The organism is Anaeroplasma sp., from assembly GCF_034179385.1.
Taxonomy (GTDB): domain Bacteria; phylum Bacillota_I; class Bacilli_A; order Acholeplasmatales; family Anaeroplasmataceae; genus Anaeroplasma.
Genome location: NZ_JAXFPY010000067.1, coordinates 1 through 23,988, shown reverse-complemented (window position 1 = coordinate 23,988; position 23,988 = coordinate 1). Strand labels below are relative to the sequence as shown.

General features: G+C 32.8%; 27 protein-coding genes. 2 read left to right on the top strand and 25 right to left on the bottom strand.

Translation table 11 applies throughout. The annotated features are described in order from the left end of the window. Positions 1 to 107 precede the first annotated feature (107 nt). Together SPJ17_RS04350 and rpmG are read right to left on the bottom strand one after the other, a co-directional pair. Entirely contained in the window at positions 108 to 722 is a 615-nt protein-coding gene (locus SPJ17_RS04350; protein ID WP_321093039.1) for an MBL fold metallo-hydrolase, read from the bottom strand. Between the two features lie 69 nt (positions 723 to 791). Next, positions 792 to 941: a 50S ribosomal protein L33 gene (gene rpmG, locus SPJ17_RS04345; protein ID WP_321093038.1), complete on the bottom strand. Its 150-nt coding sequence runs from the start codon at positions 939 to 941 to the stop codon at positions 792 to 794. A 136-nt stretch (positions 942 to 1,077) separates the two neighbouring features. Here rpmG and ispG point away from each other — a divergent pair, with 136 nt between their 5' ends. Further along, on the top strand, positions 1,078 to 2,115 hold the full coding sequence (ispG, locus tag SPJ17_RS04340) for a flavodoxin-dependent (E)-4-hydroxy-3-methylbut-2-enyl-diphosphate synthase (protein WP_321093036.1): 1,038 nt from the start codon (positions 1,078 to 1,080) through the stop codon (positions 2,113 to 2,115). A gap of 35 nt (positions 2,116 to 2,150) precedes the next feature. Here the strand turns inward: ispG and SPJ17_RS04335 are convergent, their stop codons facing one another. The 22 genes from SPJ17_RS04335 to SPJ17_RS04230 all read right to left on the bottom strand — a co-directional run bounded on the left by SPJ17_RS04335 (position 2,151) and on the right by SPJ17_RS04230 (position 22,274). After that, complete coding sequence (locus SPJ17_RS04335) at positions 2,151 to 2,504, bottom strand: hypothetical protein (protein ID WP_321093035.1); 354 nt, start codon at positions 2,502 to 2,504, stop codon at positions 2,151 to 2,153. A gap of 98 nt (positions 2,505 to 2,602) precedes the next feature. Further along, the gene (locus SPJ17_RS04330; RefSeq protein WP_321093033.1) at positions 2,603 to 3,832 is read right to left on the bottom strand and encodes a PTS sugar transporter subunit IIC; all 1,230 of its coding nucleotides are present in this window, start codon (positions 3,830 to 3,832) and stop codon (positions 2,603 to 2,605) included. A 261-nt stretch (positions 3,833 to 4,093) separates the two neighbouring features. Next, positions 4,094 to 6,307 (bottom strand): endonuclease, encoded by a 2,214-nt coding sequence (locus SPJ17_RS04325; RefSeq protein ID WP_321093031.1) that lies wholly within the window; start codon positions 6,305 to 6,307, stop codon positions 4,094 to 4,096. A 90-nt stretch (positions 6,308 to 6,397) separates the two neighbouring features. Then, complete coding sequence (locus SPJ17_RS04320) at positions 6,398 to 7,102, bottom strand: sigma-70 family RNA polymerase sigma factor (RefSeq protein WP_321093029.1); 705 nt, start codon at positions 7,100 to 7,102, stop codon at positions 6,398 to 6,400. Between the two features lie 289 nt (positions 7,103 to 7,391). Then, the gene (locus SPJ17_RS04315; RefSeq protein ID WP_321093027.1) at positions 7,392 to 7,967 is read right to left on the bottom strand and encodes a biotin transporter BioY; all 576 of its coding nucleotides are present in this window, start codon (positions 7,965 to 7,967) and stop codon (positions 7,392 to 7,394) included. After that, positions 7,967 to 8,653, bottom strand: coding sequence for a biotin--[acetyl-CoA-carboxylase] ligase (locus SPJ17_RS04310; protein WP_321093025.1), 687 nt, complete (start codon positions 8,651 to 8,653; stop codon positions 7,967 to 7,969). Before SPJ17_RS04310 ends, SPJ17_RS04315 begins: the two co-directional genes overlap by 1 nt. A 1-nt stretch (position 8,654) precedes the next feature. Next, positions 8,655 to 9,560 (bottom strand): ACP S-malonyltransferase, encoded by a 906-nt coding sequence (locus tag SPJ17_RS04305; RefSeq protein ID WP_321093024.1) that lies wholly within the window; start codon positions 9,558 to 9,560, stop codon positions 8,655 to 8,657. Further along, positions 9,560 to 10,483, bottom strand: coding sequence for an acetyl-CoA carboxylase carboxyltransferase subunit alpha (locus SPJ17_RS04300; RefSeq protein ID WP_321093023.1), 924 nt, complete (start codon positions 10,481 to 10,483; stop codon positions 9,560 to 9,562). The genes SPJ17_RS04305 and SPJ17_RS04300 overlap by 1 nt, the downstream gene beginning before the upstream one ends. Before the next feature lies 1 nt (position 10,484). Beyond that, positions 10,485 to 11,360: an acetyl-CoA carboxylase, carboxyltransferase subunit beta gene (accD, locus tag SPJ17_RS04295; protein WP_321093021.1), complete on the bottom strand. Its 876-nt coding sequence runs from the start codon at positions 11,358 to 11,360 to the stop codon at positions 10,485 to 10,487. After that, on the bottom strand, positions 11,341 to 12,708 hold the full coding sequence (accC, locus tag SPJ17_RS04290) for an acetyl-CoA carboxylase biotin carboxylase subunit (protein WP_321093019.1): 1,368 nt from the start codon (positions 12,706 to 12,708) through the stop codon (positions 11,341 to 11,343). Before accC ends, accD begins: the two co-directional genes overlap by 20 nt. Positions 12,709 to 12,710: 2 nt before the next feature. Then, positions 12,711 to 13,133, bottom strand: a complete 423-nt coding sequence (locus SPJ17_RS04285) for a biotin/lipoyl-containing protein (RefSeq protein ID WP_321093017.1) — start codon at positions 13,131 to 13,133, stop codon at positions 12,711 to 12,713. 4 nt (positions 13,134 to 13,137) lie between these two features. Then, complete coding sequence (locus SPJ17_RS04280) at positions 13,138 to 13,380, bottom strand: acyl carrier protein (protein WP_321093016.1); 243 nt, start codon at positions 13,378 to 13,380, stop codon at positions 13,138 to 13,140. After that, on the bottom strand, positions 13,377 to 14,114 hold the full coding sequence (locus SPJ17_RS04275; protein WP_321093014.1) for a flavodoxin family protein: 738 nt from the start codon (positions 14,112 to 14,114) through the stop codon (positions 13,377 to 13,379). Before SPJ17_RS04275 ends, SPJ17_RS04280 begins: the two co-directional genes overlap by 4 nt. Positions 14,115 to 14,131: 17 nt before the next feature. Beyond that, positions 14,132 to 14,578 (bottom strand): 3-hydroxyacyl-ACP dehydratase FabZ, encoded by a 447-nt coding sequence (fabZ, locus tag SPJ17_RS04270; RefSeq protein WP_321093013.1) that lies wholly within the window; start codon positions 14,576 to 14,578, stop codon positions 14,132 to 14,134. Beyond that, positions 14,575 to 15,303 (bottom strand): 3-oxoacyl-ACP reductase family protein, encoded by a 729-nt coding sequence (locus SPJ17_RS04265; RefSeq protein WP_321093012.1) that lies wholly within the window; start codon positions 15,301 to 15,303, stop codon positions 14,575 to 14,577. Before SPJ17_RS04265 ends, fabZ begins: the two co-directional genes overlap by 4 nt. A 13-nt stretch (positions 15,304 to 15,316) precedes the next feature. After that, positions 15,317 to 17,695: a beta-ketoacyl-[acyl-carrier-protein] synthase family protein gene (locus SPJ17_RS04260; RefSeq protein WP_321093011.1), complete on the bottom strand. Its 2,379-nt coding sequence runs from the start codon at positions 17,693 to 17,695 to the stop codon at positions 15,317 to 15,319. Positions 17,696 to 17,789: 94 nt separating this feature from the next. Further along, a complete protein-coding gene (locus SPJ17_RS04255) occupies positions 17,790 to 18,026 on the bottom strand; it encodes a phosphopantetheine-binding protein (RefSeq protein ID WP_321093009.1) in 237 nt (78 codons plus the stop codon). A gap of 547 nt (positions 18,027 to 18,573) precedes the next feature. Next, on the bottom strand, positions 18,574 to 19,626 hold the full coding sequence (locus SPJ17_RS04250) for an ATP-binding protein (RefSeq protein ID WP_321093007.1): 1,053 nt from the start codon (positions 19,624 to 19,626) through the stop codon (positions 18,574 to 18,576). A 646-nt stretch (positions 19,627 to 20,272) separates the two neighbouring features. Continuing rightward, on the bottom strand, positions 20,273 to 20,548 hold the full coding sequence (locus tag SPJ17_RS04245) for a nucleotidyl transferase AbiEii/AbiGii toxin family protein (RefSeq protein WP_321093005.1): 276 nt from the start codon (positions 20,546 to 20,548) through the stop codon (positions 20,273 to 20,275). 70 nt (positions 20,549 to 20,618) lie between these two features. Then, positions 20,619 to 21,404, bottom strand: coding sequence for a DUF6577 family protein (locus SPJ17_RS04240; RefSeq protein ID WP_321093004.1), 786 nt, complete (start codon positions 21,402 to 21,404; stop codon positions 20,619 to 20,621). 322 nt (positions 21,405 to 21,726) lie between these two features. Further along, positions 21,727 to 21,921, bottom strand: a complete 195-nt coding sequence (locus SPJ17_RS04235; protein ID WP_321093002.1) for a hypothetical protein — start codon at positions 21,919 to 21,921, stop codon at positions 21,727 to 21,729. Between the two features lie 119 nt (positions 21,922 to 22,040). After that, a complete protein-coding gene (locus SPJ17_RS04230; protein WP_321093000.1) occupies positions 22,041 to 22,274 on the bottom strand; it encodes a hypothetical protein in 234 nt (77 codons plus the stop codon). Positions 22,275 to 22,522: 248 nt separating this feature from the next. On the opposite strand from SPJ17_RS04230, the gene SPJ17_RS04225 reads away from it, so the two are divergent. After that, a complete protein-coding gene (locus SPJ17_RS04225; protein WP_321092999.1) occupies positions 22,523 to 23,569 on the top strand; it encodes an ATP-binding protein in 1,047 nt (348 codons plus the stop codon). Between the two features lie 109 nt (positions 23,570 to 23,678). Here the strand turns inward: SPJ17_RS04225 and SPJ17_RS04220 are convergent. After that, positions 23,679 to 23,988: DUF1016 N-terminal domain-containing protein (locus SPJ17_RS04220; protein WP_321092996.1), on the bottom strand; the 310-nt coding region annotated here is incomplete at its 5' end.

Sequence of the window (23,988 nt, the reverse complement as noted above, 5' to 3'; positions counted from 1 at the left end):
GTGATGAAAAGAATATTATTAAATTAAATGAAGAAAAATCGATATTTTTTTGAACAAAAAACAAAAATTGGAACATTTTTTGAACGAATAAAGAGTGAGGGGATTCTTTACCCTCTTATATATGGATTATGTAATTTCTCATTCTTAATGGTTGTTTTAGACCCATGTCCTGGGTATACAATAAAATCCTCTTGATAATAATTTATCATTCGATTTAAGGATTTTAAAATATCTGTATAGGAGCCTGTTGGAAAATCTGTTCTACCACAAGATTCCATAAATAGGGTATCTCCACTAAATACATAATTTAAAAAGTTGATACATATAGAGCCTTTCGTATGACCTTTTGTATGCAATATCTTAAATTTATATCCAATTAATTCTATTTCATCTAAATCATTTAATAAATGAACATTTAAATCTCCTATAGAAAAAGGACATACTCTTCCAAACATATCATAAAGGGATGAATAACCATCATATAAGGAATCACTATCTAGCTTATGAATATAAATAGGTAAATCTAAGAAATATTCGATTCCATCCATATGATCGATATGGGCATGGGTAATAAAAATCGCCTTTGGAATATAATGATCCTTAATATATTTTGCGGCATCCTTATAGCCTAAGCCTGGGTCTATAAGTATACATTCCTTTTTCTCATTCGATATGATATAGCTATTGGTATTAAGCTCTCCTGTTGTTATACATTCAATCATCGTCTCACCTCAAAAACATTATTTAAAGAAATAAAAAACCAAGCAATGCTTGGTAATTTATTTATGTTCTTACTTCTTTTCTTTATGTACAGTATGCTTACGGCAATGAGGACAATATTTCTTAATCTCCATTCTTTCAGGAGTTGTCTTCTTGTTCTTGTCTGTATAATAATTCTCGTTCTTGCATTCAGAACAGATTAACTTTACTAAGTCACGCATGTCTTTTTCCCCTCCAGACCTAAAGATTAACTTCCTAAGGTATTATATCAAAACGAAGGGATTATTGCAACAGGATTTTTATTTTTTTTATAGTTTCATACCTCGTTTTAATGTATAATAGGATTAGGTGATGGGAATGTTTTATAGAAATGATACAAAAGTTGTAAAAGTTGGTAATATTTATCTTGGTGGAAATAATCCTATTCGTATCCAAAGTATGTGTAATACAAAAACAAAGGATGTAGATAGAACCGTACATCAAATTCTTGATTTAGAGAAATTAGGCTGTGAAATCATTCGTGTTGCGGTATTAGATATAGAGGATGCATATTCCATTCATAAGATTAAAGAGAAAATTCATATTCCTTTAGTTGCAGATATTCATTTTGATCCAGAGCTTGCGATTATCGCAATAAAAGAGGGCGTAGATAAAATAAGATTAAATCCGGGTAATATTAGAGATAAGGATAAAATCAAAGAAATTGTAGAGCTATGCAAGGAAAGACATATTCCTATTCGTATTGGTGTAAATGCTGGGTCCTTACCTAAGGGATGGGATGTGAACGCAGAAAATATGATTAAGGCTGCAAAGGAGCATATTGAAATATTAGAGAATTTAGGATTCTATGATATTGTATTATCCATTAAAGCATCCAATATTAAATTATGCCTTCTAGCATATAAGCTTGCTGCAGAAACATTCCCTTATCCACTTCATATAGGTATTACAGAGGCTGGTACAGCCTTTAAGGGATTAATTACTTCTTCTATTGGTTTATCTAAGCTACTAGAGTTAGGTATAGGAAATACAATAAGAGTATCCTTAACTGGAGATCCTTTAGATGAGGTTAAGGCAGCTAAGGTTATTTTGAATGAGGAAGGATTAATGGATAATATGCCTATATTAACCTCATGCCCTACTTGTGGTAGAACACAAATCGATTTAATTCCACTCGCAAAGGCTGTGGAGGAATATTTATATACTGTAAATAAAAAAATTCATGTTGCTGTCATGGGGTGTGTTGTCAATGGTATTGGCGAGGGCAAGGAAGCTGACTTAGGTATTGCTGGAGGTAAGGGTAGTGCTGTCATCTTTAAAAAGGGTGTTCCTGTTCGAACAATTAAGGAATGCGATATATTAGAGGAATTAAAAAAAGAAATCGATTCCATGTAATTAAAAATATGCGTCTTTTGGTAGACGCATATTTTTTATGGCATTAAAGCCATTGTAATTAAGAAATAAACAGCACACATTATAATTGGGATAAAGGCTGAAATAATCTTTACAATAAATAAAGCATCCCCCTTGAAGAAATTACTCTTCATAGAATATGTCATAGCTGCAGCACCATTAACGAGTGTTACAATTAAGAAATTACCTAATACCCATAATAACATACTTGAAATAAATGGCTGAACCTTAGAGATTATTTCTTCTTTATCGATTAAGCCTTCTATTGCTCCCTTTGTTTGTACAAATCCTATAATAAAATAAATGGTACCACCGATAAACATTAGTGCTCCAATGATCGATAATAATAAGGATATCTTTCTTGAACTCATATAATATCAACTCCTAAAAAATATACATAAATACTATATCATAAAACAGCACAAAAAGAAAAGGAATTGTCGAATTTCACGACAATTCCCCATATTTCTTAAACAATTAAATCGCCCTTTTTTATCCAGCCAAGCTTATGGAATAAGAAATCAATTCCAAATACTAATGCTATCGGTAGGATAATTTCAAACCCGAATATTGCAAGCCATGTCTGCCAAGTATTTCCCATAGATGCGAATGTACCAATCTGGCCAACTAAGCCAGATGTACCCATACCAGCATTTGAGCCAACACAATAAATGTTAAATGCACAAGTTACAATAGGTCCTAAAATCGCAGATGCAAGTATGGTTGGAAGCCAAACGATAGGCTTCTTTAAAATGTTTTTAAACTGTAGCATAGATGTGCCAATTCCAATGGATACTACCATACCAATACTATTATCTCTTCTCGATTGAACGGCAAAGCCAACCATCTGACAGCAGCAACCAACAACTGCAGCGCCAGATGCAATAACTAATCCTGAATAATTTGGATTGGCTAAGGCTGCCTCTACAGATACATCCTTAGGTAGCATGAATACCATTGCCGCAATTGCAGCTGAGGATATTGGAGCTGTAAGTGCCATTCCCATGAGTACAGCAACTACAATTCCCATGACGAATGGAACAGCATTTGTACCAGCATTAACTAACCACTGAATAGCGTATGTTACATATATTGCAGGGAAACGTAAGCTTAATGCAAAAATTAATCCTAAAGTAACTGCAAATAGTGGAACAATTAAAATATCTACTGGTGTTTTCTTTCTTAATACAACATCCATCAATAAAGCAACACCAACGACAGTTAAATAAACCGTTAATGGATCTCCAATTTGGAATGTTCCATTGTTTATAGCTCCTTCAGTAAAAAATCTGGTTGATAGTGAAAAATATCCAGCAAGCTCACCCACGCCCGCTAAAACCACAGTTTCTAGTGGTTTTTTCTTAAGGGCAATCGCAATACCAACACCAATACCTGCACCAGTTAAATTTTGTAGTGCCTTTGCGCCATTACAAAGAACAGTATTTAAAAATGTGCCAAAATTTTCATCTTCTCCTGCTACTGGGGCTTTAAAAAAACCACCAATCGTTGCAATAATTGTACCAATGATTAATGTAGCAAATAAGCCATAAGCCATACCATTTAGTGTAGTAATTAGGAAGGATAATACCTTATTTTCCTTCTTTGGCTCATCTTCTTTTACTTCCACATTTTCCATCTTTTCTTGGACTTCGGTAGATTCATCTTGAGTAACCTCTAAAGTCTTTTCCTTTTCTTCCATAAAAAAATCTCTCCATATTCCTTTATTTTTAAGGACATAGTATCATAAAAGAGAACAAGTGTTAAACAAAAACGTAACAATTGATGTAAGTAAATGTTTTCAAAAAGAAAAGCAGAATGCGTTTTGCATTCTGCATATATATCTAGTTGCCAAAGAAATCGATGAGCGTATCTCCTGCTTGATCCGTTCCATAGCTTTTAGCGATAACATCTACGATTTCTATTTCTTCATCTATAATTGTTGGTTTATCATATTTTTTCATTAAAATTCTCCTAACGCTAATGCTACCTCATCGCTAATTCCAAGGGTAGCTTTATTTTGAATATAATACTGTGCAAGAGTATGCAAGCTAAAATTCGATATTTGCATATAATATTTTAATCCATCGATTTTTACATAGCACTTTGCATAAACTAAAGTAGTGTAATCTACTTCATTTGCTGGAATTAATACAGAATACTGTACATAGTTACCATTAACATTTTCTAGCTTAGCACCAATAGAATCCACATATACAGGATTTGCTAAATAATCTGTATAATTCATACCATCCTTAGATAAGGAAACTCCAAAGGATACATCCTCACCTAAGGTTAATAATCCTTGGTAGGTTGACTTTGAAATTCCACCACCAAAACGAATATATGCATTTGATATATCAATTGTAGTTCCTTTTCCACTCGTCTTCTTGTAGATTTGAACGGCTTGTTGACCTGATGCATAACAAGAGAATATTTTAGCACTAGAATTATACTTCAAATTATTTCTTGAATTCGTTCCTTGAGCTTTTATTGTACCATTTCCATTAGAATAATCCATTGCCCATGAGGCATTATCATCTATTTCATCTTGTGTTTTTAAAACATTACTACTTGAGCTTGCGGCATATAAATACCCAGAAGATGTCTTTAAGGCGAAGGTATTCTCTAAAGCTCCGCTTTCAAGTGTAATGAATTCAACATCATCACCAAAAGTAATCGTATTGGATTCCTTTGTAATTGCAGTTTGGCCACGATTATTTGTATTTTGCGTTGTACTTAATGCATAATTTGCATCACTTGCTGCAATTACAATAACATCTCCTACCTTTAGCTCATTTGTATTAGAAACCAAGGTATATGTAACCGTATCGGAAGAAGCAGTTTCTGTAACATCATAATTAAATTTCATAGATGCTTTCGTAGATGTTTCTCTAAATGTATTAATGTCCTTCATTAAAGTATTTAATTCTGCTCTTTTTTCTTGAAGAATAGAATAATTGGTAACCTTTATTTTTTCCGAAGCCGTTAATGCACTATAAGAGGATTCAATATTTAAAATATCTTCTTCTATAGAAAGAGTTACTACCTCTGGTAAAGCATCAATTAATGAAATTACATGATCCACTTTTGTTTGATCTAAGGAATCTATAGTATTTCTCGCAATAATTTCATTCCAATATGTATCTAAATCTATGGTTGAATTCGCCTTAGATTCAACTAGGCTAAATAATGTTGATACATTTGTAACTAAAGATTTATCTTTTGTATTTAATCTACAATATTTTGCATAAGCCCTATAAACATCCTCACTTGAAGAGGATTGAGTTAATGTGTTGATTGCGCTAATAACATTTTGTGTAGAATACTTTGTATTTGAATCTGTATCTTTATAACTGTTTGTCCAAATGGTATCAATCCATTCTGGATGATCAATAAATGGATTTCTATTTCCTTGAACATCCTCTATCGCGTCATTTCTTATGATTTCTTTATCCGATACAGGATCTAAATGGCTCCATTTTGTAAATAAATCCATAGCATAGCTTGTTAAATAAGGATAGCTTCCGGTAAATATCTTTTGTGCTTCTCCTACGGTCCAGCTAGATAATTGATCGCTATATCTTATAGCCATATACATATAGCCTCTTGCGATATCTCCTTTATATTCATCAATAGGCTCAAATACTGTACCATTATAGCCAGATAGCTTACTAGAGCCTAGCTTTCCACCATTACCTGAAGTGTAGGTTGAAGTGTCTACCTCACCGTATGGGTAATTACTTCTCATGCCGTTAACCTTACCGTCGGTTGCCAAAATGTGGAATACATCTGCAACCATTGGGGAGGCTTTACCAAACCAAGACTGAGGGACTGTGTGCTCACGGTTGTAGTTATCCCCCTCACCCGTGTATCCACTACTTCCTGTTTGATCTGTCCCATAGGTATATAAATACTCCGAATAGGTATCCCAAATAATGGGTGTACCTGGGAATGTATCTGTTGTCTTATATGCAGTCCATACATTCGCATAAGATAATTTTGTAGTATGTGTGTTTGTAATTAACGTATGTAGGCTTGAAGATAGATTGGATCCATTTGTGGTATTCGTAATGGGTGCATAATAATCTGAAGCTACACTAGAAACTCCTAAAACCGATGCAAGGCACATGGTCATTAGGGGAATTCCAATAAGATTTCTCCATAATTTATTCATTTTTTCAACCCCTATTTGAAAGTTTTATATTACATAAATTATACTTTCTTTCAAGATTTCATTCAATATGTTTTGATGCATTCAAAAAAATTAAAGCGACTCTGAAAAAGTCGCTTTAATTAATTCTTGCTTAAGCTGTACTAAAGCTTTAGCCTTGTATTTGGAAATCATTTGGTGTGATACAGAATATGCTTTCGCAATATCCTCTAAAGAGTATTTCGCCTCTCCAATACCAAAGGATTTACGTATGATGTCCTCATCTCTTTCAGAAAGATGGGATAGTGCAGAATCTAAGTATGGGATATAGCCCTTGAAATAGGAGTCTGCCTCTAGGTCCTCATCCGGGATGATATCACCTAAGGAGATATCATCATCCTCGCCACCCACAGGTTGATCTAAGGATGAGGTGTTAAGTGGAGTTAAGACCTTACGAACCACTTTTATAGAATAGCCAGTTTCTTTAGCGATTCTATCTAAGGATGCGTAAGGCATCTCCTCCATTTTCGCTAAGACCTTAGCTCTTGCCTGGTAGTCATCTACGGATAAGGAGATAAGTCTAGAGTTCTTAGATAAATACTCCTGAACTCTCCACTCCATAAGCTTGCAGCAATAAGTCTTTAGTGATGCACCCTTTTCATAGTTAAAGGAAGATACAGCGTCGAAGATTGCAAGAAGCATTACCTGGTTTAAATCGTCAAGCTCTTCTTTATCCATATAGGAATACTTGCGTAAAATTCCCTTCTGATGGCTCTTAGTAGCCATTACCATTTGATTAAATTCAGTCTCTTTACACATATTAAGATTGTCCTCCAAAAGTGTAGTCGAAAAATAATAGCAGAAAGAATTGAGATAACATTATACGGAATTATTAAATTGTTAAAAAATACAAATTTTGGCTTACCTAACGCATTTTTTAAAATCAATACCTTGTAATTTTCGCCCATTTTTTACCATCTATGCGTAAAATATAAGCCAAATTATATTTTTGGTGTGCATTAAGTATATATCTATGAAGTAGAATTTCGCAACTAAAAAAACAAAAAAAATTGCAAATTGAATTTTTGCAATTTTTTATCCTTTTTGACTACATTTTTGTTTCTTTTTCAATATATTCTTTGCTAGATAATTGCATATTATCTAAAATAGGACTAAGCCTTAATGAAATTATATAGGCGAATACTACACTAATAGAATCCTTTAAAATAAATGGTAGGAAGCCTACTTGTATTACATATACTATAGAAGCCTTATCGCTTCCAATATAATATTTCAATATGAAATACATATAGACAATACCAATGAAATCTAAGGCAAGTAAGCCGAATAAGCCTTTGATTAATCCAGCGATTTTTGAGTTTTTAAATACATTAGACCCTGTTATGAATGTTGATACCAAAAAGCCCAAAATAAAGCCAAAAGATGGCTTTAAAACATAAAGGAATCCTCCGCCATCACTAAATACAGGAATTCCTAATAATCCCATTAGGATATAGGCTGTAAGTACAATAGATGCTCTTTTCCATTTTAAAATATATGGAATAATTGCAACAGCGAATGTTTGAAGTGTTATGCTAATAACACCAATGGGCACTATAATTTTAGAGCATAGGATTAATATGCATAAGCATACGGTCATTAAACATACATCCTTAACCTTCATTATCTTAATGACTCCTTTAAATTAATCTCATCACAGGATATACATATCTCTTCATAATCATTTTTTAAGATTAAATACCCTAAATTAGATACACCAATAGCCTTATATAGCTTATCATGGTAATATACCATTCTACCAACGACAATAGATTTTTTCCGGTATAGTGCTATTAAATCCTTGATATCCATTTGTAATAGCTCATCAAGCTTTACTAAAATGGCATCAATAATTTCATATTTCGATAATTTTGAATTTAAGCCAATGGCATTATATTCTTCTTTATCGCTCATATTTAACCCTATACCAATAACCGCACTATGAAATGTAATTTGATATAAATCCTCAATTAAAATGCCTGCAAGCTTCTTATCCTGCATATAAATATCATTAGGCCATTTAATACCTGTATCATAGCCTAAGCTATATAGGGCTAAAGATAAGGCAAGAGGCGCTATAATATTATAGCTTGCGTTATGCTTAAGTAATATAGAAAATGTAATATCATCCTTAGATTCCCATACTCGATTATATCTACCTCTGCCCTTCGTTTGCCTCTGAGCAATTAATACAGATCTATCCGGATATTCTTCTCTATGCTCCTTAAAATAAGTATTCGTAGATTCTATTTCATCTGCAAGAAAGAAGGAATATTTTGCATCATATTCCCAATTTAATTTCTTTATCATATTACTTTTTTAATGCCTCTAATACTGCTAAATAGGATTCATAATCCGTAACAGCGTAAATATTTACCTTACGGTTTACTCTTTTTACAAAGCCAGATAAGGATTTGCCTGGTCCAATTTCAATGAATGTATCCACACCATTTTCTAATAAATATTTAATTGACTCCTCAAAATATACAGAGGAATGAATTTGATCTTCTAATATATCATTTAAGAAACGATCCGATTCCTTACCAGATACATTATAAACCATCTTATATTTTGGAATATTTGGTGTATATTTATCTAATACGGTTCTTAATTCCTTTGCTGCATCATTTAAAAGACTTGAATGGAAGGCACCAGAAACATTTAGTGGTACTACCTTAAGTGCGCCAAGCTTTGCCATATTTTCCATTGCGAAATCGACACCCTTATTATCCCCTGTAATAACGATTTGGCCTGGGCAGTTGTAGTTTGCAACCTCGCAAATACCATCTAAAACCTTTATACCCTCAAGTACCTTTTCTCTATCTAAACCAATAATGGCTGCCATCTTTGTAGTACCTAAGGGAAGTGCATCTTGCATGATTCTTCCTCTGTTTTTTATGATATCTAAGGCAGAATCTATGTCCCAAGCACCACCAAAGGCTAAAGCGGTATATTCACCTAAGGATAAACCGCAGGTATATTCTGGCTCAATGCCCCCCTTTTTAAGTGCATTTGCAATAACATAGCCTGTAAGTAGCATGGTAGGCTGTGCATAGGCGGTTTGATTGATAAGGTTTTTACTATCTTCAAAGCAAATTTCTTTAATATCTGGATATTTATCATAGATTTCCTTTGCGAAATCTAAATTCTCATAAAAATCCTTACCCTGCCCAACATATTGGGCACCTTGTCCTGCAAATAAAAACGCAATTTTCATTATAAAACACTTCCTATCTTACGGAATTTTTGATATCTATTTTCAAGTAATTCATCTGTATCTTTAGCAAGTAGCTCATTAAATTTGGCAATTAATCTTTCCTTTAGCTCTTCACTAAATTTATCCGATACATAGCGAATACCACCGAGTGGCTCTTCTATGATTTCATCTGCAATTCCATAATCCATTAAATCACGGCTTGTAAGCTTCATTACCTCTGCAACCTCAAAAACAGGAACCTTATCCTTAAATAGGATGGAGGTAAAGCCTTCTGGGGATAATACAGAATATACTGCATTTTCAAACATATAAATATAATCGGATACCGTAAGTGCTAAAGCACCACCAGATCCGCCTTCAGATAATATAATACAGATTACTGGAGTTTTAAGCTTTGAAAATTCATATAAATTTTGTGCAATCGCACGAGCCTGTCCTCTTTCTTCTGCACCCTTACCAGGGTATGCACCTGAGGTATCTACAATCGTTAGGATTGGTCTTTTGAATTTTTCAGCCTCCTTCGCAAGCCTTAATGTTTTTCTAAAGCCTTCTGGAGAAGTCATTCCAAAATTTCTTTTTAAATTATCGTTTAAATTTTCACCCTTAGCCTGGGCAAGCACTGTAATAGGCATTTCACCTAAGAAGCCTAAGCCTGCAATAATCGATGGATCATCTGAATAATATTGATCTCCATGAAGCTCAATAAAATCCGTGATGAGCTTATCTATTAAAGCTTTAGATTTAATTCTTTTTTCACTTCTTGCGATTAATACTCTATCCCATGCAGATAGATTCGAATAGGTTTCTTGCTTTAATGCCTTAAGCTCATTTTTAAGCTCTTTTGCTCTTATATCAGAAGGATCAAGGGATAAAAGCTCCTCCTCTAAGATACTTATTTTCTTTTCATTTTCTTCTAAAATCATTTTATTTATAGTTATGAAGCTTAAGTAATGTACTTAAGGTATTCTTCAAATCCTTTCTGTCCGAAATCATATCAAGGTATCCCTTTTCAAGTAGGAATTCCGCAGTTTGGAATTCCTTTGGCAATGTTTCCTTAATTGTTCTTTCAATGACTCTTTTTCCTGCAAATCCAATTAATGCATTAGGCTCTGCAATGGTAATATCTGCTAAGGAGGCAAAGGAGGCAGAAACACCACCTGTCGTTGGGTCTGTAAGTACAGCAATATATAATCCCTTTTCCTTAAATCTAGCTAAAGCTTGGCTTGTTTTCGCCATTTGGAATAAAGAGATTACACCCTCCTGCATTCTTGCGCCCCCTGAGGTTGTAAATAGAATTAATGGTAAATTCTTTTCTGTTGCATATTCAATGAGCTTGGTAATTCTTTCTCCACATACGCTACCCATAGAGCCCATCATAAAGAAGGAATCCATAACACCAACACATACGCTAATGCCATTAATCTTACCTAAAACGCACATTACAGATTCATCTTCTCCTGTATCCTTTTTCGCTTTTTCTAACTTGTTTTCATAATCAGGGAAATCTAAATAATTCTCTTTAATTGTTGTAAATAGCTCTTCATATCCTAAATCTAAGACATCGATGATACGCTCTTTACTTGTAAGTCTTCCATGATGATTACAATAAGGGCAAACCTTATGGTCTAGGATATAATTATCCTTAAGAATTAATCTTGCACACCCAGGACATTTCACAATTAAATCATCAGGGATTTCCTTTGGTACTTGTGGTGCGTATTTCTTTCTTAGGTTTAATTCCTCCATAGCAGTATTAAATTCTAGGATTTCTTGTTTTCTTTTATTGAATGAGTTTTCCATTTTCCTTTAATTCTCCTATAAATCCTTCAATAAATGAAGTATCATAATGTCCTAAAATAAAGCTTGGATGATGTAATAATACATAATCAAATTCTGTGGTTGTCTTTACACCATCCACAATTAATTCCTCTAATGCTTGACGCATTTTTCTTATGCATTCTAGTCTTGTCTTTGCAAAGCAAATAACCTTTAAAATCATAGAATCATAATATGGGGAAATCGTATAGCCTGGGTAAACTGCAGAATCGATCCTGACTCCCATTCCACCTGGAGTATGTAAGAAATTGATCTTACCTGGGGTTGGGCGGAAGTCGTTTCTTGGGTCCTCTGCATTAATTCTACATTCTATCGCATAGCCATATAGCTTAATATCGGATTGCTTAAACTGTAAGGGAAGACCATAGGCTATTTTAATCATATTCTTAACGATATCCACGTTCGTTACTGCCTCAGTTACACAGTGCTCCACTTGGACTCTCGTATTCATTTCCATAAAATAATAATTCTCTGAATCATCCACTAAGAATTCAATTGTACCAACAGAATCATAGCCGATATATTTACATGCCTTTATGGCACTATCGTATAATTTATTCTTTAATTCCTGTGAAATGGAAATACATGGTGCTTCTTCAATCATCTTTTGATTTCTTCTTTGTAAGCTACAATTTCTTTCAAAGAGATGAATCGCATTACCATGCTTATCACACATAAGCTGTACTTCTATATGCTTAGGGTGCTTAATGAATTTTTCAATATATACCTCATCATTAGAGAAGAATTTTAAAGCTTCTTCCTTTGCCTCGTTGAAGGCTTGATTAAAGTCTTCTTTCGCCTCAACTAAGCGGATACCCTTTCCTCCTCCACCGGCAGATGCTTTAATTAAAACAGGATATCCAATGGAATCTGCACAGGCTAAGCCTTCTTCTAAATTTACAGCCTTATGAGAACCAGGCACAACTGGTACACCAGCAGCAATCATAGACTGAATCGCTTCATTTTTATTTCCCATTTTCTCCATTACCGATGGATTTGGACCAATAAAAGTTAAGCCGCATTTCTCTACCATGCGGGCAAATTCAGGGTTTTCAGATAAAAATCCAAAGCCTGGGTGGATTGCATCACAGCCAGATAAGCATGCGGCAGTTATAATATTTTCAACATTTAAATAAGAATCCTTTGGAGATGCATCACCAATGCATACAGCCTCAGCTGCAAGCTCCTTGTGTAATGCCTCTTGATCACCTTTAGAATATACAGCAACAGTTTGTATACCAAGCTCCTTACAGGCTCTAATAATTCTTACAGCAATTTCTCCACGATTCGCAATTAAAATCTTCTTAAACATAATTAATCACCAATAAGGAATAAAGGCTTACCAAATTCAACTACATCATTTTCTTTAGCTAAAATCTTAAGGATTGTACCATCATATGGAGATGTAATTTCGTTCATTACCTTCATTGCCTCAATAATACAAAGCTTTTGACCCTTTTTCACCTTTTGGCCTAAAGCTACAAATGGCTTTGCATCCTTATATGGAGCTTGATGGAAGGTGCCTACAAGTGGGGCAGTGATTTCATGCCCTAAAGTCTTTTCTTCCACTTTTTCTTCTTTTTTACTAGAAACTATAGTTTCATTTGGTTTAACAACCTCATGCATAGGGCTATTTTTATCTAGGCGAATTCTTAAGCCATTTTCTTCAACCTCTAAGGATGCTAGGGTGGAATTCTCTAGCATCTTCATAAGCTTTTCTATTTCTTCTAGATTCATATGCTTACACCTCAAGCTTTCTTTTTACAATATCAACAACCTCTTGTACAGACATCATTGTGTCCATTTCATTCATTTCAATTTGAATTTCAAATTTTTCCTCTAATGCTAAAATCATTTCAACAGCATAAATGGAATCAATTCCTAAATCTGTTTTTAAGATAGAATCAGGAGTAATTTCATCATTTACATTTGCGCATTCAATAAGCATATTCTTTATATCTTGAAAGGTACATGTCTTTTTCATTTCTTTTCCTCCTGCCAAAATTGATTCAAAAATATTTTATAGGCTCCTTCGGTAAATGGTGGTTTGGATAGACCTTGAATCGTTAATGGATCTAATGCGCCATCTTTCATAAACCTTTTACCTGCTTCTATAAATTTAGCTAAAAATCTTTTTGTTTTAGCTTCTGAGTTAAGCTCAATTAAGGTTTTTACCTGTGGAACAAAAATAGGTGTATAGCCACCACTACCCACAATAAAATCAAATTGAGCCTTAATGGAATCATATACTCTATCTACTTCTGTATATGCACAAGAAGAGATAATTATAAATCTTTTATTTGGGTCATAATATCTTAAGCCATGGAAGGATCTACCATCCTCAGGTGGCTTATGACCTCTATAGGTTAGCATCATAGATAATAACCTATCGGTTAAAACCTTTAAAACACCTGGCATAGAGAAGAAAAATAGTGGGAAGGATTCAATGATAATATCCGCATTTAATATCTTTTCCTTTACCATTTTTACATCATCATCCTTTAGGATGCATTCTCCTTCTGTTCTTCCCCAGCAGGATAGGCAGTCTATACAAGGCTTTACATGTAAGGATTGCACATGGATGATTTCTAAATCGATATCTTCTTCTATCTTCATACCCTCTAAGAATGCATTCGTAATCACCATAGTCGAGCTTTTATTCAGTTTTGGACTGCCATTCAATACTAAAACCTTTTTCTTAGCATTATTCCCCCACATATAAATCACCCTTTATTCTATCTTTGGTAAATCGTATCCTTAGGAACCTTTGTGAAGGATAAGGTACCCTTTGAATAAATATTACCATCTACGAAAACCTTACAATCAAATGTTGTAATAGGTCCTAAAATCTTAGTTTTTACTACCTCAATATTTAATACATCCCCAGGAATTACAGCCTTAATGAATTTAAAGCCATCCACCTTAAGTAATACATAAATATTGTCCTTATCTGTGCCTAAAGCCTCAAATACTAAAGAGCATAGCTGTGCACAGGATTCAATGATTAATACACCTGGCATAATCGGTGATGTAGGGAAATGTCCCATGAAATATGGTTCATTTACAGATACACACTTAATACCCTTAGCACTCTCGTTTGGAGTGATTTCTAATACTCGATCAATCATTTGAAATGGTGGTCTTTGCTTAATTTTTTCGTTAATTTCATTAATTAAGATCATAAAGATAAACCTCCATCAATCGTCAAAATCTGACCTGTCATATATTTGGATTGTTCGGATGCTAAGAAGGATACAACATTTGCAATATCTTCTGTTGTACCAAGCTTATGCTGAGGAATAACTCTTAAATATTCTTCCCTTTTTTCTTCAGGAATTGCCTCAAGCATTTCTGTTTCAATGAAGCCTGGGGCAACGGCATTTACACGAATGCCATATGGTGCAAGCTCCTTAGCTAGGGTTTTTGTCATAGTATTGACTGCACCCTTTGTTGCGCCATATACGCTTTGGCCTGGTAGTGAGAATGAACCAGAAACACTAGACATATTAATAATTACGCCCTTCTTCTTGCGGAACATCTTAAGTGCACAAGCCTGTGCAGCGTAGAAATATCCCTTTACATTTAAGTCAAAGCATTGGTCTAGGTTTTCCTTAGTTAAGGTTAATAATAGCTGATCTCTAACGATACCTGCATTATTTACTAAAACATCGATAGAACCATAGGTCTTAGAAACCTCACGAACCATCTTATTCACCTCTTCTGAATTTGACATATCTGCCTTATAGATCATGCCATCTCCACCATTTGCCTTAATTTCTTCTAAAGTCTCTAAAGCTTTAGCATCATTATGAGAATAATTAATTACTACGGTATATCCATCCTTCGCAAGTCTAATTGCGCAAGCCTTACCAATACCACGGCTAGCTCCCGTTACTATTGCTACCATATTTTTTCCACCTTTACTTTGTAATGATTACAGCTGTATATGTACCACCAGCTGCATATGAAATACATAATACATTCTTTAGGGATGTACTAGAAACTAAAGTCTTAGTTCCGTCTAGTTTATGAGCGATATCCTCTTTAATTTCACCAGAAAGCATTAAGGATGCATGAGCTAGGGCTAATGCTGATGCTGCAGCTCTTGCCTCACCCACATGGTCCTTAACCTCAACTAGGTTTAATTCAGATGCATGATCTTCAAATACTCTATTCAAGGAATCGAATTCGATAGCATCTACTACGCTATTACCATTGGCAAAGCCAAATACGGTATCGATATCCGATGCATTAAGCTTTGCATCCTCTAGCGCAAGCTTAATAGCCTTATCTAAACCTAAGTCAGATCCCTTTAGCTTGCCGAATGGTACAGCCTTAGTTGCCATACCATATCCTAATACCTTAGCATACTTCTTAGCACCACGAGATTTAGCATTCTTATCATTTTCTAAAACGATAGTTGTAGAACCATCCGATAAGGTAAATCCATTTGTATTATCAAATGGCATAACCACCTTATCCGATAAATATCCAAGCTTTGTATAAAGCTCCTCTATACCTTCAATGTTTTCATCTGTACCAGATGCAAGAACATATTCTTCCTTACCCTGGCGGATAATATTTGTTGCATAAGCTACTGCCTGAAGACCGGATTGGGAACCATTCGTAACAGTAACATTGTATCCCTTAATACCACTACAAATAGATAAATAACCACCTGCAGCATTATAAACGGTATTCGGGAACTTAAATGCACTACCATTTGCGCATCCCTTCTCTACGATATTTTCCGTAAACTCTAAGCAAGTACCAAGTGCACCCTCGCTTGAGCCTTCAACAATACCAATGGAGGTTGCATTTTCATCGGTCACTGTAATACTTGCATCCTTAAGTGCCTGCATACCAGATACAACCTGAATACGAGATAGATTATCATGCTTACGGAATAATGGCTTTAAACCATATTCTACATAATCCTCAACCGTTACCTCAGAATGCATAGATGATGATTCTGGTTTAGCCTTATCATGAACCATAGATACATATTTATCTACTCCACTACCATAAGGAGTTACAATACCTAAGCCTGTAACATAAACATCCCCACAGTCATTCTTAATATCTACATTACCTTCCTTCTTAGAGAAAATAATGGATGCATTATTTCCACCGAAGGCGAAGGAATTACTCATTACTGTATCTAAATTCTTTTCATGGCTCTTATTTGGTACGAAATCAATCTTACCCGCCTTTTCCTTTAGGTTTTCTAAATCCTCTTCCGTATAGCCTAGTGTTGCAGGTACCTTATTTGTAGTTAATGCCTTAATCGCAAATACTGCCTCAATCGCACCAGCGGCCCCTAGGCAGTGACCAACCATAGCCTTAGTTGATGAAACACTTAAATTATCATTTTCGTTATCAAAAATAGTATGTAAGGATAAGAACTCTGCATTATCGTTCTTAGCAGTACCTGTACCATGAGCATTGATATAACCAATTTCATTCTTCTTAACTCCAGAAGTATTTAATGCCCAGTTGATGGCATTCATCTGGCCTTCTCCATCCTCTCTTGGAGCGGTAATATGATGTGCATCAGAAGATACACCAGAGCCTAAAACCTCACAGTACATATGAGCGCCTCTTGCCTTTGCGTGATTGTAGGATTCAACAATTACACATCCTGCACCCTCACCAAGTGTAATACCTGAGCACTTGTTGAATGGGCTACATGGATTTGCATCTAATGCATGTAGGGCTAAGAAGCCTGCGTATGGTACAGATGCGAATGCATCAGAACCACCTGCAATGACGATATCTGCCTTACCAGCGCGAATTAAATCACATGCATATGCAATAGAAATTGTACCTGCTGCACAAGCATTTGCAATATTCGTTACAACACCACCAGCATGAACATATCCTGCAATGTTCGCTGCAATTGCGGAAATAGGCATTTTAACAATATCATCCTCTGGCTTTTCATTTCTATAGTAGTGATCAATAGATACAGCACCACCAACACAAGAACCAAAGATTACAGATACTCTTGTATCATCATTAAAGAGAGAAAGCTTTGCATCTTCTAGCGCTTCCTTAACTGCCTTAATCGCAAGTTTAGAGGAGCGGTCCATTTCCTCTGTGCCTTCAATATGATTTACACAATCACAGTGTACCTCAGCTGCAAGGGTCGCATAACAATCCTTTGTGTCTACTGTAGTTGTATTCTTAATTCCAGTAATGGAATCTAAGGCATTCTTCCATGCCTCCTCTACATTATTTCCAATTGCGTTAATGGTACCTAAACCAGTAACTACGCAACGATTTTTATTCTCTGTCATTTTTATATTCCTCCTTGAGTAAAGTCAACTTTACACGCGCGTACAAAATTAATGACAACCCGAAAAACGGGTTGTCTATTTGCCAGTAATTCTATTACTGATGATCAGCAACGTATGCTGCGATAGTATCGATAGATAAGAAGTTCGTCTTGTCAACACCATTCATAGATACACCGAAAGTCTCATCAACAAAAGAGATAATTTCGATAGAATCAATAGAATCAAGACCGATTCCCTCTCCAAATAAAGGAGTATCAAACTGTAATTCGTTTGGATCTACACCTAATTCATCTACGATAAAATCCTTTAACTGCTGCTTAATTTCTTCCATAATAATTCTCCTGATTATTTTTTATTTGAAAGGCAAAAGCCTAACTAAAACTAATTATATAATAAAAATTTATCTTGTCAAGTAAACGTTACATTTTTATAGCCATTATATAGAACAAATGTTATCCGAATGAAAACCATAGATAGAATCTATGGTAATCATTCAAATTCATAAGCGGAAATTACTTTTGTAATTAACATTTTAAAAGTTACAACCTTTATCAGCGGAAATTACTTTTGTAATTAACACTATAAAAAAGCATAAAAAATTCTCTTTCTTACCCTTTACAAAACAATTATTTTTGGTATAATAAAGATGTCGTAGGACAATAACGATGTAAGGGAAAAAACGAAAAAGGAACTGTTCCAGCAGTTCCTTTTTCTCATTTCTTATTCCTCTGTATTTGCATTCTAATCTATTCCCATATAAGAATATACTAATGAATCATAATCTAGCATAGCGCAATTATTTATATCTTCTAGATATCTGAAAAGCTTTTAATCATTCCAAGTTCAAAGCGTAAAAAGGAAGGATGATTTTAAAGCCTTTATTCTGCTATTAATAATTCGTTTTGGAATAACACAAAATCTTTAAATCTAGGTAAATTAAATATTATTATTCCTCTTGTATTGGTATTTATTAATCCATTATTAAGTAGTCTTTTCTTATATACCTGCAATGCTGAATTAGATATATTAGCTTCTATTAATATGTCTTTTATTTTACCATCAGTTTTAGCAATTGCTATTAGGATATCTTTTTCTTTATCAGATAAAGATTTCCATATAATAGAATACACATTGTTTTCTAATTGAAGATCATATTTTTCTAATATAGTCTTATTAACATCTTTTAAATTATCTTTATATAATAAATTACCTAATAATTGATATGCATATGCATATCCATTCGTTAATTTAGCTAATTTAATTGATGTTTTATCATCTATATTGAAAATATCTTTATAAGAATAAGATATTTCTCTTAAACTTAGATTTGGCAGGTATACTTTTGGTGCTCTTAAGAGAAAAGTTAAGCTTTTCTCAGATTCTAAGTTAGATACATTCTTATATAATCCACTAATAATGATAAATACTTTATATTTCTCTCTTATAAAAGATTGATACGAATGAATAAATGGTCTTACAAACTCATTTGAAGAAATATCATCTATACTAATGAGCACTTTAATATTTTTCTTGTTTAGATACTCAAACATTAAATCTAATAGAGATGCAACGTTAGTAATTGGATTTTCTCCTTTAATTGAAAAAGATAATCCATGAAATGAAAAATTAAATTCAGTTTTTAAAAATAAATGCTTAATTTTGCCCTTATCATAGATTTTTGAAGCCAGCTGTTCTAACATATCGATATATGGATTTAATTCGATTGTAAGCCAATTTTTTGTTTGTTCAAAATGTTCTTTTACTTTGCTTAATAATACAGTTTTACCGCTTCCTCTAGGACCAGTAATAATATATGTTTTTGTTTCTTGTTGTTCACTTTCGAAAGTAGATATTATATCTTTCAATTCATTTTCTCTAGAAATCATGTTAATTGGTTCTTCACCAAAACTTATATTAAATGGATTAGACATAGTATAATCACCTCGTATATTAAGAATACCATTACTTTTGTCATTTTGCAATATTTTTGTCATTGTTTGTTATTTTGCAATATTTTTGTCATTTTAGAAAGAGCCCCTTTAAGCTATAAAATCTCGGTTGAAGGGGAAAATTGTGATTTTTAACAAATTCATAGAAATCAACTGGCATATCAAATGAATCTATTACTATATAATTCATTTTACCTAAAATAAACAGTAAAAATGAGGAAGATGATTTTAGAGAGTTATTACCTTACTCAAAAGATCTTCCTCTTAACTTAAATGTCACTAAATAGAGCCTATTATAGGCTTTTTAGTGTTGCCTTGGTTAATTCAGGTGAATATTTCGTTTGAATAGAGCCATCAATTTGCTCTTTTAGAACCACCTATTCACGTGAATAGAGCCATCGATACATAAGAATAGAGCCACCCGTTAAATACGGATGGCCCCTTTTTTTTAGTAGCGAATTAATATAAGCTAGATATGTTTATGTGTTCTTTCTCTCTACTTCTTATATTCTTTATTATTTGTAAGTGGATATAATATAGTTTGTAATGATTGTTCTTTTAATACTTTAATATCAGAATCACTAAATTCAATATTTAATTGTTCCTTATTAATAACATATACCTTTTTTTATAAGCGTCCTTGACATTGGGTACATATTAGTCTTTTTATAATATCTACCGGTTTTCTTTTATCCTCTTCAACTTCTATAAATTTATCATCTTTTAGAGTAAATACATCATTGCATATTCCATCTTGATCTTTTGGTTTCATTAATATATCAATATCAACGCTAAATCTATTAAAAATATTTAATAGTAGCATTAATGATGTGCCACCTTTGAATACAAAATCATAATTAAGATTTGCTATTTTTTCTAATAAATAGAACGCATAAACAACCACTCATATATTCTTTTTTTATCTATATTGTTTCCTGCTCTAGATGAAATAAATTCATCTGTAAAACACTTTTCTAATACCATTGGAATTCTCCTTCTTCTATATTAAAACTCAATGACTCAATAGTGTCCTTAACTAACTTCCAATTATGTCTTTTAGTCGCATATCGCTTTATAGTGGACATATTTAATTGATACTTTTTTAACAATTCAATTAATATATTAGATATTTCATCTGATAAAATCGTATTAAAAAATCCATCAACTATTATATCAACAAAAACTTTTTCAATTTTGGGTGGTACAATATACGAATATTCATTTTCTTTGACTCCAACTCTTGATAATCCTTTTCTAATAATTGGTGATTCATCATTAATAACTCTTACAACAAATATTTCTTCATTAGAATTATACTTAATAAAAGTATTATAATCTTTTTCAAGAACCACTTTCTTGTTAATACTTAAAAGATTATCCACTACAATCTCAGTGGCATAAGAATAAGTTTCAATAAATTTTATATTACTAAATGATTGTAGAGACATAAATTTATTCAAATCATTTAATTGCCAATACGAAATAAATACAGATGGACTTATGCTTTCTAATACTTTTCGTATGTCTTTATCATTCAAACAAGAGAAAGTAAACTGAACTCTATCTTTACATTGTTTTAACTTCCCAACATCATATCTATAAAAGATTTTGCTTTTATATAAATCTGTTAGATAATATCGAAATAATTTTTCACTTTTTTCCGGATATTTTTCTACTATATAATCCTTTAATTCAGATTCATCAATAATATTCATTTTAGAAAAGTGATCTTTAATTTCTTGCATTTCAACAATTTTCATATTACTCACCCCGAGCATCGGGGCGGATTTGTGTTTTGCCCCGTTTATCGTATTTTACATCTTTTTAAATTTTATGTCAATAAAAAGTGCGAGTATCGGGGCGGATTTACGTTTTGCCCCGTTTATCGTGTTATAGCATGTTTCGTTTCCTGGATAAAAGTTTATGGATTTAATACCTTACGTTTCCCTTGGAAATAGTTTTCTCTAGATGATGATAAATATAGTACTTCTTTAGCTCTTGTGATAGCAACGTAGCATATTCTTCTTTCTTCATCTATATTTTTATCTAGTTCAGAAGGTAAGATTCCATTATTTAATCCTATTAGTATTCTACATATGAATACTGTAAATAGAGTAATGTGGCAACAAATAAATATACTGGTATTTTTTCACCTGTTTCTTCATTTAAAATCTTCATTGTAGGACCACTCCAATCAATTTCAGTAATGATTCCAGGCTTCCTATCAATATGACTAGTGACGTTGTTTTTTTTCGATATATTTATGATAATCTTCACAAAACTTTGTATAGCCACACGGTAATTTACCAGTGTCTTTACAATCAATAAGATATTCATTCCATAAGAGTTTTAGATTCACACCAGCTCTTTTAAATTCACTATGTACACGTTCATAATTAACAGGCGCATATTCCATGGCAGTACCTAAATTTATCAGGGAAGAATTTATGATATATTTCTGCTTCCACCTTATCTTTGATTTTATCCCAAGTCAAATCAAGCTTTTGTGCTAAAGCAAGCACAAAAGCTACAGAATCCCTTGAGGTAGACAATGTAATGGCAATGTCTCTACCAGACATTCCAGAATTATCTAATTCCAGTATTTTTTTAACACTCATTTTCTTAGGCATTTAAAAAAAGCCTCTTCGTATAATATATTTGTATTAATGGCTCTATTCATGCGTATCGGTGGCCTGGATTCGCCGAAATATACACGCTATTCGGGCGAAATATTCAATATGCCAAAAAAAGACCACAAATATTCATGATATAAAGTTCATAAAAGTTTATAAAGTTTATAAAAGTTCATAAAAGTTTATAAAGTTATTGAAAGTACATTTTTTATTTGTCAAAATAGGTTTGAAGTGAGGTGGTATATATGCAAAAAGAAAATCCATTTAATATTACCTTTGGTAAAGAACCATTTTCAATTATTTCTAGAGAAAATGAATTAAGTCAAATCTATGATTCCTTTGAAAGTGAAAAACCGGATTCAAATATATATATTTTAACAGGTATTAGGGGATCAGGTAAAACTGTTTTCACAACAACCATTGTAAAGCATTTTAAAAATAAAGAAAATTGGATATGTATTGAATTAAATCCCGAAAGTGATATGCTAGAGCAGCTTGCATCGAAATTATATGATAAAGGTCAAATAAAGCATTTATTCTTAAAGAAAGAATTCAATTTTTCATTTCATGGTATTTCTTTTTCTATAAAAGGAGAAACACCCATTAGTAATGTATCTTCTTTATTAGATTTGATGTTTTCAAATCTATACAAGAGAAATATTCATGTTTTAATAGCCATTGATGAAGTAATATCGAATACCTATATGAAGGTATTTTCTCATGAATTTCAAAGATTCTTAAGAGAAAAATTTAATGTCAAATTAATTATGACAGGATTATATCAAAATATATCTTTATTAGAAAACCAAAAGAGCTTAACCTTCCTATATAGAGCACCTAAAATCTATTTAAGTTCATTAAATTTAAAATCTATAACAAATTCATACCAGAATATTTTTAATATTTCAGATAAGGATGCAGTTATCCTTGCCAAAGCCACAGGTGGTTATGCATATGCATATCAATTACTAGGCAATATTTTGTTTGAGGAAAATAAAACAAAGATAGATAAAAAGGTATTACAAAGATATGATGAATTATTATATGAAAATGCATATACTATCATATATAATGAATTATCGAATAAAGAAAAAGAAATATTAAAGTATGCTTCCATTGATAATTTAAATGCATATATATTAGACAAAACAAAGATGTCTAAAGCACAATTATCGAATTATAAAAAAGCATTAGCACAAAAAGGTGTAATCCTACAAGACAAAAATAAAATAGTAGTTAGGCTTCCTAGATTTAAAGAATTCATTGAATTCATTAAGGAATTAGAGGAATAAAGCAAAAACGAAAAAGGAACTGTTCGAGAGTTCCTTTTTCTCATTTCTTATTCTTCTCTATTTGCTTCCTGAATATTTCGCCTGAATAGCGCCAGCCTTGCATGTTTTTTTATATTGTAAAAAGCACCAGTGCTAAGTCTTTTTCAGAATAATTATTAGGTAAGTCTAAAAATTCTAATGAATATTGATCTAATATTCTAGTTGTAGGAATATCATCTTCATCTATTGTTTTAGCAGTTGATTCTAAAGCATTATTATCTTTAGATAACATATACCTATAAAAATATCCACTTGATAATTGTCTATTTAATTCTCTAGCTGAATAATTATTTTTGATACACATTCTAATATAAAATTCTTTTTCTTCCATTGTTTTTGTGCCTGAAAGAATCGCTATATTATTACTCCAACTAATTTGT